Here is a 13866-nt window from a genome sequence, read left to right on the forward strand (position 1 = left end):
GTTAGTAGCTATTAACTTTACAGAGTTTTTAGTTATGCTACAGGATTAGCTATGTGTGGTGTAGTAGAATTCGTGATTGATAGAGTTCTTAAGATAAATTGAACATTAAAGAATTATGGAGTAAATAATAATGAAAGAAATACCATCAAAGAAAGGTGATATGTTAGAAATTTATGAAGCCAATGGTAAGTATATTTTAAAGTATCCGACTTTCAATATCACCATGCCAGAGGTTTCTAAAGAAATCCCTAAAGAAGCAGTGGATAGCTATTTAGCAGGAGAACATGATGGTGAAGAATTAATTAATTATGCTAATTTCGGATTTTGGAAATCAAAAATTAGTCAAGAAGATGCTAACATACAATTTTTAAGAGATAATCCAGAATTTCTTCTTATTGATACAGATAGAAAGAGACACTATTTCTCCGAAAAAGAATTTGAAGAATTGTTGAAAAAAGCTCATGAAGTTTCTGATGCAGAATATAAGTAATCATTCCCTATCGAAAACAACTCGCCCGTCAGCTAAAAAATTCAGTGTATGAAAAAGTTTTAAACCTAAGAAAGGTTGCTCAAGAAGGAATGGAGCGAGCCAAGCAGTTTACATTAGAAGTACCGACTGTAAGAGTCGTACGAGAGGCTTCAACTGGTAGTCAAATGATGCAGTTGGAAAAAATAAGCAAGAGTCTGGGAGATACAGGTCTAGGAAAGAGCCTGGACAATCTGGCTTCTAAAGCGAAGAATGTAGAAAATGCAAGTCTTTCTAGACTCCGAGCGCGTAAGGCTTTTTATAGCAATAAAGTGGATGATGTGGCTAAGGGGGCGAAGGAAGCCGCAGAACAAGCCGGCAAGAAAGCTCGACAAGAGTTCAGCGAAGAAACAGTTGAAAACGTTTCAAGAGACATAAGTGAGTCTCGAAGCCTTTTTGTTGGAAAGCTTAGAGGTGAGGATATCACTTTATATGACATAGAAATGAAGAAAATAAATTATGTGAAACGTGATAGAAGTGTTCTAAAAGAATTAAGAAATGATTTTAATAAGTTTGTTCGAAAAGATTTTTTGAAATCAATTTCATCAGATATTAAAAATTTGAAATCTCATGGGCTTAGTGAAACGGATATTCAAAAGTTGAAAGATGGGTTGGTGCCGAAAGGATATCAAGTGCACCATGAATTGCCACTTGATGATAGTGGAACCAACGACTTTAGCAATTTGGTCCTGATAAAGAATGAACCTTACCATAAAGTTGTTACCAATTATCAAAACAGTATTGCTAGAACAATGAAAATCGGGGAAAGTAAGGAAGTTTTGTGGCAAATCATTGGAAAAAACATATATAATTAGTGAGGTAAATAAATGTGGCTTGAACTTTTAGAAAAAATAGAAAGAATTGAATCTGGTTATGGGGAAAAGTTAAATTCTCCAATTGATTTAGATAAAATTAAATCTCTTAACAAAAATGAAACAAATGAAGTTAAAATATTTACAGAACAAGAATATTCACGATTTTTAACAAAAGTAAATGGTCTTGACTTTAATGGGAGTGTACTTTATGGTTTAAAAACAGATGATACTTGTTCTGCTGAGATTTATGATTTCTTTGAGTATAATAAAATTTGGCATGAAGTTGAAGATAATAAACAGTTTATTTTTATAGGAGAGAACAATATTAGTTGGTTTGTATATAATCCTAGTAACTATGAATATTTAGAATTAGATATGCCATCTGCGGAGGTAGTAGAGAAATTTAATTCTTTGGATGATTTACTTGAAAGTTTTCTTTCAGATGCTATTGAATATGCCTCATAAAAAGATAGGTAAAATATGATAAATAATTTTTTAATTGAAGTATTAAAAATGGATGAAACAAAATTGAATAAACTATCATATATTTTATATTCTGAAAGCAATGATAAAGCTGTGGAACTAGTTAAATCTATTAATAGTGAAGATGAACTCTTTGTCTTGCTTGATAATTATAACTGGTATAATGGTTTTGAAGTTCCAGAGGCAATTATTAATCATCCTAATTGTACTCTCCCAGTGACTTTATTAGCTTTTCATCGAGCAGACGGTATACAATATTTACTTGAAGGAGAGGCTATTTTTGCAAATCGCTTATCGAAATCTTGGAAAGATTTTATAAAGGAAGTTTATGATAAAATTTTGAAAAAGAAATATCCTAATGGAAGTATCTCTTTTCAGCATGAAATAACAAAAATTCAAAAGTTCAAATTAAATAAGTTGAATCCTAATTTCGATTCGTTTATTTTAGACGGAGTGTTAGGAAAAGATTTACATATTCGTCTTTAAAAATAAGAATAACAATATGATACTCTTGACAGTCGCTATAGCTATGAAGGGTGTTATGACAAGAATGAAGAATTGATTCCACGTCTAGAGTTTGAAAAAAATGGTTTGAGGAAGTCAAAGAAAATCAGCTATAATCATTTTAATATTATGAGAATATTCTAAAATATTAAACAAAGTGAAGTTACTTTTAACTTTCCATAATTAGCATAAAAACAGGAACTATGGAATGGAATGACTACTTGAAAGAATCAAATTCCTCAATAGTTAATACAGAAAAAAAGCTCCCGACCTAAGTCAAGAGCGATCTAACACTGGGGGCGAATTGTTCAATCGCAATTTCAGTTCTTTAGAAAACGAAGTTTCAGGGATAGCACTGCAACCCGAAGAGTCAAAGACTCAACCTGATTTTCCTTCCAATGTTTAATTACATTTTAAAATTTACAAGTCAATAAAGTCAAGTTATTGGCTATGTAGTGGCTAAAAATCTACTGAAGATAAGTACATTATTTATCGGATAGTTTTCAATAATCAGCACAACAGTATTTCGACACTTTTGGGTTATACCATAGGGTGTTTTTTCGTTTATGAGAGGTGTCTTAGAGATAGTTATTTTCAAAAATTTAGAAATAAGCTTTGGTTTTTGTATTTCTTTTCAAATATTTGGAAATAATATTAATGGTTATCTAAAAATCTTTAGAGAGAAAAATTATACTACTAAAAGTGTTTGAATTGACACGAAGTACCAATGGATGTAAGTAAGTTTGTAAAAGTGAGTCTTATTCTCACAGAAAAAATTATTTAGCAGATAAATTTTTTCGTATTGTTACAAATGCTTATTTTTTTGAAAAAATTTAATTCATAAAATATTCGATATATTGACGAACATTTTCATTAGGTTTAGAATTTGTAGTGTAGAATAGGAGTATTTGATATGGATGCAAATTTATATGAGATTTTAACTAGACTTTCTGAAAATGAATTTAAGACTTCACGTGATTTATCAAAAGAGTTATCGATTAGTGATAAAACATTTAGAAATAGGATTAAAGAAATTAATGAAATGATAGAAAAATATGGTGCAACTATTATTTCAAAGAAACATTATGGGTATTTATTAGAGATAAAGAATCATCAATTATTTGATAAACTTATAGAGGAGTCAAATGAAATTAATTTTCCAAATACAACAGATGAAAGAAAAAAATTTATTTTAAAAACACTATTGAATGAAGAAAATTTTGTGAAAATTGATTATTTGAGTGAGGAATTGTATATATCTAGAAATACTATTTCGAATATTTTAAAGAAAATTGAAAACGATTTAGCTATATATAATTTAGAAATTGAAAGACGACCTAATTATGGTGTTAGAATTGTTGGTTCAGAATTAGATAAACGAATTTGTATTATAAATAATTATAGTGACGAAATCAATATTAGAAAATATGAACAACTAATTAAAAGTATTGTTGAAGAGAATATTAAAAACGGAATCTCAATGTCTGAAATTTCATTCGACTATTTTATGAAATATATTATTGTTTCAATTAATAGAATTAGTAAAAATCACCGTATTTTAGCTCCTTACCAAAATGAAAAGTTTAGTGATACACTAAAAAAAATTACTAGAGAATATATTAATATTATTGAAAATATGTTTAGCATAGCCTTTTGCAGAAAAGAATCGGATGCTTTCATGTTACAGTTTGTTTCTGTACTTCCTTCTGATTCATATATAAAATTCGCACCAAATTTTGTAATTACAAATAGAATTAATAATCTCGTATTAAAAATGTTAGATATTATAAATAGCACTCTAAGAATTGATTTTAGCGATGATTTAGACTTGATTTTATCACTAAGCAAACATTTGGTATTAATGGATATTAGAATGAAATATGACATTTTTATCAAAAATCCTTTATTAGATGAATTAAAAAGAGAATACTCTTTATCATATACAATTGCGCTTACCGGAAGTATTATATTAGAATCGTATTATAATAAGCGACTTCCAGAGGAAGAAATTGGTTTAATTACAATTATTTTTGCATTGTCATTGGAACAGAAAAATGAGCATAAACGGAAGAAAAATATAATTTTAGTTTGTGAATCAGGTTTGAGGAGCAGTAATCTTTTAAAATTTAAGTGTAAAAGAGACTTTGGAGATTTTTTAGGGAATATTTATGAATGTAGTGTTGAAGATATAAAAAAATTTGATTTTGAAAAAAATAATATTGATTATATTTTTACGACAACACACCTAAATATGAAGTTTACTGTTCCAATACTAGAGATTAATTTATTTCCAAGAAAAGAGGATATATATAGATATCGAAAACAGTTAGAAGAGTCTGTTTCTGAGAGTTGGTTGAAGTACTTCTCGAGAGAATTGTTTATTCCAAATTTAGATTTAGATAAAAAAGAAGATATAATAAAGGAAATGTGCAATTGTGCTAAGAAAAATAATTTAACTTCTGATAATTTTTTAGAATCAGTTCTTAAAAGAGAAAAAATGGGAAAAACTGATTTAGAAAATTTAGTAGCAATTCCTCACCCATATGAAATGATGAGTGAGTCTAGCTTCGTTATAGTTGCAACATTAAAACGTCCTATTTTATGGGAGAGTCGTAGAGTTCAAGTTATTTTTTTGATTTCTATAGGAAATGAAAAAAATAAAAATCTTGAAGAATTCTACGATAAAATTAGTAATGTTTTTTTTGATGAGAATAGAATAAATTATCTAATTAATAATTCCTCGTATGAAGCTTTATTAGAGATATTACATTAAACTACCGTTTTATATACGGTAGTTTTTTGTATGGAGTTTAATATATGCCAGAACTATAATAAAACTATAAATAAAGAAGGAGGAATAAAAGATGAGTAAAAAATATGTAAGTGATCCTTGGGCTCGTATGAGAACGAGAAATGATTTAGCCGCTGATGAGGTGATTTCTTCATTACAAAAAAGTATACGTAGGGGGAAAGAAAGAGAAGCATGTGAATTTGCATATGAAATGTATATTACATCTCCTCAAATGGAAGAAAAATTATGGAGAAGATTATTAGCAATTTCAGTAGAAGATGTTGGAATGGGAAATCCACAGATGGCAGTAATTGTTCAATCTTTAAATACAATGAGAAAAGAATTTTTGTATGCCGAACCAGATCGGGCAATGTTCTTTATTCATGCAATTAGATTAATGTGTGAATCTATGAAAGATCGCTCATCTGATTTACTAAAAAATATTATTATAAAAAATTTTGCAATGGGATATGTTCCAGAGATACCAGATATTGCCTTAGATAAACATACTTTAAGAGGGCAAGAACTTGGTAGAGGTTCTGAGCACTTTTTAAAGGAAGCGAGCAAAGTCTTTCCTCAAGCAGAAGTAGACAATAATTATAAAGAAGAATATGAAAAACTGTTAGAAAAATATTATTCAAGTAGTAGGACTGAAACAGAGTTTAAATTTAATAATTGGCAAAGTTAGGAGAGTTTTATCATGAGTAAAAAAAATTTTCTTGAAAAGTTAAATGATATATTAAGTCCATTCGCATATAAGTTGGCTAATCAGAGACACTTAAAGGCTATATCATCAGGTATGTTCTTTTCTTTACCTTTTATGGTAATTGGTGCTTTCTTTTTGATTATTGCAAATCCTCCAATTAATATGGATAATTTTGATTTTAATAATGCGAATTTTCTTCTGAAATTTCTAGCTCTATGGAAAAATTGGGCAGTTCAAAATTATGATGCAATTACACTTCCTTATAATTTAACATTTGGTTTGATTGGAATTTTGAGTGTATTCGGAATTGCTTATTCATTAGCAAAAAATTATAAACTTGATGCTGCTACAAATGGTTTAATTTCTATTGTGTCTTATTTGTTGGTTTGTACTAAGGTAGTAGAAGGAAAAATTGATACTGAATTTTTAGGTTCTAATGGTCTATTTATTGCGATTATTATTGGATTAATTTCAGTAGAATTAACAAGATTATTTGAAAAAAATAATTTTAAAATTAAACTTCCTGATACAGTTCCACCTATGGTATCAAATTTTATCAATTCATTGTTACCTTTATTAGTAAATATAATTATTTTCTATGGAACCAATTTATTGTTTATTAGTTACTTAGGTGATAAATTCCCTGCTATTGTTATGAAAATTTTAACACCAGGAATAAATGTTGCAGGAAGTATCTGGGGATTCATAATTATTGTTACCATTGGACAATTATTATGGTTATTTGGAATAAATGGAAGTTCAATTATATTCCCGATAGTATTTACATTAGGAATTGCACAAACTGGTTTAAATGCGGAACAATTTTCGAATGGTGAAGTTATGACTCATGCTATGAATCTACAGATGTTTAGAATTGCAGTATTAGGTGGTGCGGGAAATACACTAGGATTAGTTTTATTAATGATGAAAAGTAAAGTTCCTCAATATCGAACAATAGGTAAATTATCTCTTATTCCCGGTATTTGCTCAATTAATGAACCAGTAATATTTGGCCTTCCAATAGTTTTTAATCCTATTTTAGGAATTCCATTTATTTTAACACCAATTGTTTCATTATTACTAACTTATGTTGCAGAAAATCTAAATATTATATCAAATGGTTATCTTGTTGATCCATCTTTCACACCATTTTTTGCTCAAGCCTATTTGTCTAGCTTTGACTGGAGAAATGTAATATTCACATTAGTGTTAGTAGTAATTAGTGTATTTATATACTATCCTTTCTTTAAAATACAAGAAAAAAATCAAATTCTTTTAGATAAAAATGGAGTAAAATAATATGAAAAAAATAATGTTAGTTTGTTCAGCTGGAATGAGTACTAGTATGTTGGTATCTAGAATGTTAAAAGTAGCTGATGAAAAAAATATAGAAGTTTCAATCTTTGCAAAAGCAGAGGCACAAGCAGAAGAAGTTTTAGAAACTGAAAAAATTGATTTAGTTTTATTAGGACCTCAAGTTAAGTTTTTGGAAGAAAAATATAAAGAAAAATGCTCTCAATTAGGTGTAAAATTCTCAATAATCAATATAATTGATTATGGTTCTATGAACGGTGCTAAGGTATTAGATGATGCATTAAATTTAATTTCAGAAGGTTAAAGTTATGAATGATGAACAAGTACAAACTGTTATGTCTATTATAATAAATGCAGGTGAGGCGAGAAGTAAATCATTAGAAGCTATTGAAAGTATCATTAAGAATGATAAGGAAAAATGTGAAGAGTGTTTGAAGCAAGCTCATTTATCTCTTGTAGAAGCTCATAATGATCAAACAAAATTAATATGTTTAGAAGCAAATGAAAGTGATGTACAGTTAAATCTAATAACAATTCACAGTCAGGATCATTTAATGACAAGTTTGGTAATAAATGATTTAACTAAGGAAATTGTAAAATTAACTGAAAAAGTAAACATGTTAGAAACTAAATTAAATACAAAAGTGTAAATTTTGTAAAGTATTTGATTTTTCAAATAGTTAACTTATTTGAAACTACTTTAAAAAATATGCCCGTTGTAAAATAGAAATGATAATGCAGAATTATCAGAGGAATTAATTAATTTCAAGTTAATTAATTCCTTTTTTAGTTCAAAAAGTATTTTTTAATATAGTATTGGACGCAAATAATTCGCAAACGTAAGGTTTGTTGTCACAGAAAAAGTCATTTCTATTTTTATGTGAATTTATGAGATTGTTTTTTCGACAAAGAAATACTAGAATTACGGTGTACAATAAGATAATGAAAAAAGAAAAACCGAAAATGAATTTAGAACAATATTTAGGAAAAGATATACGAGTTACATTTAAGGATGGACATATTTTAGAAGGACATTGTAATACTTTTACCGGAAAATTAGATACGGAAGAGGAATTATATGATGAAATAACAATAGAAACAAACAAACATCCTTACGTTGGATTTAATGAGAGTATTATAAAAGATATTGAAGTGATATAGTGCTTTAAAGTTATTTTTGTCATATAGCATTTTAAAACTAAAAATTTTCTTCAAAAAAGTCTGATTATTGGAGTATAATGAAGGAGAACAGTGATGTTAGACTGTAAATTTAGTTCGACCAATGAGTTCATATTTTCGAAAGTGAGAAAAGATAATGCTACAAAATTTTAAACCATTAAACTCAGAGCAAAAATTAATTTTATTTTCAAACCTCGTGGTTTCTGCAATCATAACGATGCTGTTAGCCTTTTTTATGAATCCAGGAGGTGATTTCTCAATATTAGGTTGGATAAGAAATCACCTTTGGAGTATTTTGCCCGCATTTATAAATGTATTTGTATGGAATCATTATCAAATTCAATTAACGAATAAGAATTTTTTCTTTAAATTTATCATTAGTTGGGTTCTAGTGCTTATAACAACTATCATCATGAAATTGATTCTTCTTTTGATTCTAGTAATAATCGTTTATTTCGTGTCCTATGGTCGGGATATTATGTAAGGATTCACTATTTTATTTTAGAATTAAAAATATTATTATATAAAAGTTTAGAAATGACTTTTTCAAATGTAGCAATAGGAATAAACAAATCCATGTTCTTAGAGTTACAATGAAAAGTCATTTTTATTTTGAGTATTTTTATGAAAGAGAGTTTTAAATACAAAAGATTTGCAGTGAGGAAAAACAATTTTAAGAAATAAAAAATCGGCTCTTCTCTATGGTGAGACAGTGCCGCAGACTGCTGAAAGACATTTTGAAAGTTTTCGGTTGTCGATCATACCACCGAATGTTAGAATTAATATTGGATACCGAAAAATACAAGACCAAATTCTCAAAGTATTCAATAAGTGATTCCCTTGAATAGGAGTACAGAGCAATCACTTTCACTTGAAGAATAATTTGGTTTTAAAAAAAGATATCCAATGTGTGTAGTCTAACAAAGGAAGAAATGCTTGTCAATTTGTAAAGATACTTGTGTGAGCTATTGTAAATGGTTTACGGAATTGTTTATATACGATAAAATTAAAATGAAATTTAATAGGGAAGGATCCGTTATGAAATTATTTAAACAACAAACCAAATTGGTATATGCCACAATTTTCTTTTTGCTCATCATTTCAATTATCGAATCATTGTTTAATTTTAAGTTATTACCGTATTTAAGAATCGTCGATCGTATCGTTTTTACGATGCTCTTATTCTTCTTTGCAGATAGTTTCTATTCAAGTAATAATAAAAAGAAATTCATGTTACACTTATTTATAATGAGTGTGGTCATGCCAGTTGTCATTCTTATAAATCGAACATTTTTTGATTTACTAACAAGGTTTGGTTTCAATGATATGGGGACTACATTCTTTAGAACGTTTGAATGGCTCATTTATAAAAATATCTTCACTACATTATTTATAATTGGTTTGTTAAATTATGGTTGGGATTTTCTAGTCGATGCTTATAAACATAAATCTGCATCTTCATTATTTAAAGGAATAGGAATGATTTTAACGCCTATTATTATAACGATTCCATTATTTGAAATAGGAATGACATTTGGACGGGCAAGAGCTTTTCCACCAATGTTAGAAGATATAGCTTCATTCATTTTTATAATAACACCTAGTCTTTTAACAGTCGGAGGTGGAGCCGCAGTAGTATTATTGGGTTGGTTGTTTTATATCTTTAGAGAAAAAAGAAAGATTCAAGCTCTCATTTTATTCATCTTCAGTATTCTTATTTTTCTCTTATATCCATCTAGATTTGACTGGATGAGGGTATTTGCAATCATTCCGTTATATTACTATAATCGTATGAAGTTAAGCCAAGAAAGGAGAGATCAAGAGTATGATTCAACAGTTTAAAAGACTGACACGACAACAGAAAAGTAATACCTTTTCCGTTTTTTTAGTTTCAGCATTGATTACGATGATTTTTGCTAGAATTCATATATTAAAAGAAGGTGATTTTGATTTTACTATTTTAGGATGGATGAAAGTCCATTTCTGGAGTATTATTCCAGCTTTTGCTAGTGTTTGGATATTGAAATGGACAAAATTAGAATTGATAGAGGGAAATTTCATCGTTAAAGGATTATTGAATTGGTTTCTAACTATAGTCGCTACGATATTAATAGAACTTTCCTTTGTACTGATTTTCTATTTATTGATCTACCTACTGTATAGTTTTTAATGGAAGAATGTTGAAAATGAAGTGACCCCAAAAAGATGGACTTTTTGGGGTCGCTTTACAATGGAAAGAATTCTTTATATAAAATACTTTACAAAGAATAGTAAAATGTTATAATGAGTCTATAGGTAATGCAAACGTTTGCCTAAAATTAAAAAATAAAGGAGATTTGAATGATGAAAGAGACATTCAAAAATATATTGTCTTTCGAGTTTTGGCAAAAATTCGGTAAGGCTTTGATGGTGGTTATCGCTGTTATGCCAGCGGCTGGATTGATGATTTCAATCGGTAAGTCGCTAGTGATGATTAACCCTAACTTTTCACCACTTGTAATTACTGGTGGTGTACTAGAGCAAATCGGTTGGGGAGTTATCGTTAACCTTCATATCTTGTTCGCCCTTGCTATCGGAGGAAGCTGGGCTAAAGAACGCGCTGGTGGTGCTTTTGCTGCTGGTCTTGCCTTTATCCTTATCAACCGTATCACAGGTACAATCTTTGGCGTATCTGGCGATATGCTAAAAGATCCAAATGCTATGGTTTCAACACTATTGGGTGGATCAATCAAAGTTTCTGATTACTTTATCAGTGTTATGGAAGCTCCAGCACTTAACATGGGTGTCTTCGTAGGGATTATTTCTGGTTTTATTGGAGCAACTGCTTACAACAAATACTACAACTTCCGTAAGCTTCCTGATGCACTTTCATTCTTTAACGGAAAACGTTTTGTACCGTTTGTAGTTATTCTTCGTTCAGTAATTGCTGCAATCGTACTTTCAGCTTTCTGGCCACTTGTGCAAACTGGTATCAATAGCTTTGGTATCTGGATTGCTAACTCACAAGAAACTGCTCCAATCCTTGCACCATTCTTGTATGGTACATTGGAACGCTTGCTCTTGCCATTTGGTCTTCACCACATGTTGACTATCCCAATGAACTACACAGCTCTTGGTGGTACTTATGAAGTCTTAACTGGTGCAGCAAAAGGTAGCCAAGTATTTGGTCAAGATCCACTTTGGCTTGCATGGGTAACTGACCTTGTAAACCTTAAAGGTACTGACGCAGGTCAATACCAACACTTGTTAGATACAGTACATCCAGCTCGTTTCAAAGTTGGACAAATGATCGGTTCATTCGGTATCTTGATGGGTGTGATTGTGGCTATCTACCGTAATGTCGATGCTGATAAGAAACATCAATATAAAGGTATGATGATTGCGACAGCTCTTGCAACATTCTTGACAGGGGTTACTGAACCAATCGAATACATGTTCATGTTTGTAGCAACACCTATGTACCTTGTTTACTCACTTGTTCAAGGTGCGGCCTTCGCTATGTCTGATGTAGTAAACCTACGTATGCACTCATTCGGTTCAATCGAGTTCTTGACTCGTACACCTATTGCGATTAGCGCTGGTATCGGTATGGATATTGTTAACTTTATCTGGGTAACTGTTCTCTTTGCCGTAATCATGTACTTTATCGCAAACTTCATGATTCAAAAATTCAACTACGCAACTCCAGGACGTAACGGAAACTACGAAACTGCTGAAGGTTCAGAAGAAGCTAGCAGCGAAGTGAAAGTTGCAGCAGGTTCTCAAGCTGTAAACATTATCAACCTTCTTGGTGGACGTGCAAACATCGTTGATGTTGATGCATGTATGACTCGTCTTCGTGTAACTGTAAAAGATGCTGATAAAGTCGGTGATGCAGAACAATGGAAAGCAGAAGGAGCTATGGGTCTTGTCATGAAAGGACAAGGAGTTCAAGCTATCTACGGTCCAAAAGCAGACGTATTGAAATCTGATATCCAAGATATCCTTGATTCAGGTGAAATCATTCCTGAAACTCTTCCAAGTCAAATGACAGAAGCGCAACAAAACACTGTTCAATTCAAAGGTCTTACTGAGGAAGTTTACTCAGTAGCAGACGGTCAAGTTGTTGCTTTGGAACAAGTAAAAGATCCAGTATTTGCTCAAAAAATGATGGGTGATGGATTTGCTGTAGAACCTGCAAATGGAAACATTGTATCTCCAGTTTCAGGTACTGTATCAAGCATCTTCCCTACAAAACATGCTCTTGGTCTTGTGACTGAAGCAGGTCTTGAAGTACTTGTTCATATTGGATTAGACACAGTAAGTCTTGAAGGAAAACCATTTACCGTTCATGTTGCTGAAGGACAAAAAGTTGCAGCAGGTGATTTACTTGTTACAGCTGACTTGGATGCTATTCGTGGAGCAGGTCGTGAAACTTCAACAATTGTTGTCTTCACAAATGGTGATGTTATTAAATCAGTTAATTTAGAACAAACAGGTTCTCATGCAGCTAAAACAGTAGTTGCTAAAGTAGAATTATAATAGTCTTGAGGTTGGAATCTATTTTCCAACCTCTTGTTTTAGGAGAAAAATATGAAATTTTTAACACTGAATACTCATAGCTGGATGGAGAAAGAAGCAGAAGAAAAATTCAATCTTTTACTTCAAGATATTCTTGATAAGAATTATGATTTGATTTGTTTTCAAGAAGTCAATCAAGAAATCACTTCTCCAGAAGTAAAAGTCGATGACTTTTATAAAGCTTTGCCATCAGCAGAACCGATTCACCAAGATCACTATGTGAGACTTTTGGTGGAAAAATTAGCTGAAAGCGGCAGAAATTATTACTGGACTTGGTCCTATAATCATATTGGTTATGATCGTTACCATGAAGGAGTAGCGATTTTATCTAAAACACCAATCGAAGCTAAAGAAGTTTTGGTCTCAGACGTAGATGATCCAACAGACTATCATACTCGTCGAGTTGCCTTAGCTGAAACGGTTGTGGATGGTAAGGAACTTGCAGTTGCTAGTGTGCACCTTTCTTGGTGGGATAAAGGTTTCCAAGAAGAATGGGCAAGATTTGAGACTGTATTGAAATCATTGAACAAGCCTTTATTCTTAGCTGGAGATTTCAACAACCCAGCTGGGCAAGAAGGATACCAAGCCATTTTAGCTAGTCCATTAGGTTTACAAGATGCATTTGAAGTTGCTAAAGAGAAAAGTGGTAGCTATACCGTTCCACCGGAAATTGATGGATGGAAGGGGAATACAGAACCACTCCGCATTGACTATGTTTTTACCACTAAAGAGTTAGAAGTAGAAAATCTACATGTTGTTTTTGACGGTAAAAATAGTCCTCAAGTGAGTGACCACTTTGGCTTAAACGCTCAGTTAAATTGGAAATAAAAGAAGGAAAAAGGTTAGGAAAAGTATCCTAACCTTTTTTACATGCCTGGATATTGATATGCGAACTTTATTAGGATTAACGAAGGATAGAGTCGGGGATATTCTACAAGTATTCATAATTGTTTACTAGAAATCTCTTATCCTGTAAAATAAAGGTTAG

General features: G+C 30.9%; 14 protein-coding genes. All 14 read left to right on the forward strand.

All coding sequences use genetic code 11. The features are described 5' to 3' along the window. The first annotated feature begins 130 nt into the window (after positions 1-130). Complete coding sequence (locus tag RWO76_RS00695) at positions 131-490, forward strand: hypothetical protein (protein ID WP_314353636.1); 360 nt, start codon at positions 131-133, stop codon at positions 488-490. 44 nt (positions 491-534) lie between these two features. Beyond that, complete coding sequence (locus RWO76_RS00700; protein WP_314353638.1) at positions 535-1341, forward strand: HNH endonuclease signature motif containing protein; 807 nt, start codon at positions 535-537, stop codon at positions 1339-1341. Between the two features lie 12 nt (positions 1342-1353). Continuing rightward, positions 1354-1806, forward strand: a complete 453-nt coding sequence (locus RWO76_RS00705) for a YrhA family protein (RefSeq protein ID WP_314353639.1) — start codon at positions 1354-1356, stop codon at positions 1804-1806. 48 nt (positions 1807-1854) lie between these two features. Next, positions 1855-2310 carry a DUF4274 domain-containing protein gene (locus RWO76_RS00710; RefSeq protein WP_314353641.1) on the forward strand — a complete coding sequence of 152 codons (456 nt, stop codon included), beginning with the start codon at positions 1855-1857 and terminating at the stop codon, positions 2308-2310. Positions 2311-3241: 931 nt separating this feature from the next. Further along, the gene (locus RWO76_RS00715) at positions 3242-5101 is read left to right on the forward strand and encodes a BglG family transcription antiterminator (RefSeq protein ID WP_314353643.1); all 1860 of its coding nucleotides are present in this window, start codon (positions 3242-3244) and stop codon (positions 5099-5101) included. A 91-nt stretch (positions 5102-5192) separates the two neighbouring features. Continuing rightward, on the forward strand, positions 5193-5807 hold the full coding sequence (locus tag RWO76_RS00720; protein ID WP_314078732.1) for a hypothetical protein: 615 nt from the start codon (positions 5193-5195) through the stop codon (positions 5805-5807). 12 nt (positions 5808-5819) lie between these two features. After that, positions 5820-7124 (forward strand): PTS transporter subunit EIIC, encoded by a 1305-nt coding sequence (locus RWO76_RS00725; RefSeq protein WP_314353644.1) that lies wholly within the window; start codon positions 5820-5822, stop codon positions 7122-7124. Between the two features lies 1 nt (position 7125). After that, positions 7126-7443 carry a PTS sugar transporter subunit IIB gene (locus tag RWO76_RS00730; protein WP_314078737.1) on the forward strand — a complete coding sequence of 106 codons (318 nt, stop codon included), beginning with the start codon at positions 7126-7128 and terminating at the stop codon, positions 7441-7443. A 4-nt stretch (positions 7444-7447) separates the two neighbouring features. Continuing rightward, a complete protein-coding gene (locus RWO76_RS00735) occupies positions 7448-7789 on the forward strand; it encodes a PTS lactose/cellobiose transporter subunit IIA (RefSeq protein WP_314256034.1) in 342 nt (113 codons plus the stop codon). A gap of 292 nt (positions 7790-8081) precedes the next feature. Further along, positions 8082-8300 (forward strand): hypothetical protein, encoded by a 219-nt coding sequence (locus RWO76_RS00740; protein ID WP_314353646.1) that lies wholly within the window; start codon positions 8082-8084, stop codon positions 8298-8300. Positions 8301-9356: 1056 nt separating this feature from the next. Continuing rightward, entirely contained in the window at positions 9357-10160 is an 804-nt protein-coding gene (locus tag RWO76_RS00745; protein ID WP_314353647.1) for a hypothetical protein, read from the forward strand. After that, positions 10144-10488, forward strand: coding sequence for a hypothetical protein (locus tag RWO76_RS00750; RefSeq protein WP_314353649.1), 345 nt, complete (start codon positions 10144-10146; stop codon positions 10486-10488). The genes RWO76_RS00745 and RWO76_RS00750 overlap by 17 nt, the downstream gene beginning before the upstream one ends. A 170-nt stretch (positions 10489-10658) precedes the next feature. Then, positions 10659-12839 carry a PTS transporter subunit IIBC gene (locus RWO76_RS00755; RefSeq protein WP_314353650.1) on the forward strand — a complete coding sequence of 727 codons (2181 nt, stop codon included), beginning with the start codon at positions 10659-10661 and terminating at the stop codon, positions 12837-12839. A gap of 51 nt (positions 12840-12890) precedes the next feature. Then, positions 12891-13706 (forward strand): endonuclease/exonuclease/phosphatase family protein, encoded by an 816-nt coding sequence (locus RWO76_RS00760; RefSeq protein ID WP_314353651.1) that lies wholly within the window; start codon positions 12891-12893, stop codon positions 13704-13706. Positions 13707-13866: the final 160 nt, after the last annotated feature.

The sequence above is a fragment of the uncultured Granulicatella sp. genome, from assembly GCF_963521425.1.
Taxonomy (GTDB): domain Bacteria; phylum Bacillota; class Bacilli; order Lactobacillales; family Aerococcaceae; genus Granulicatella.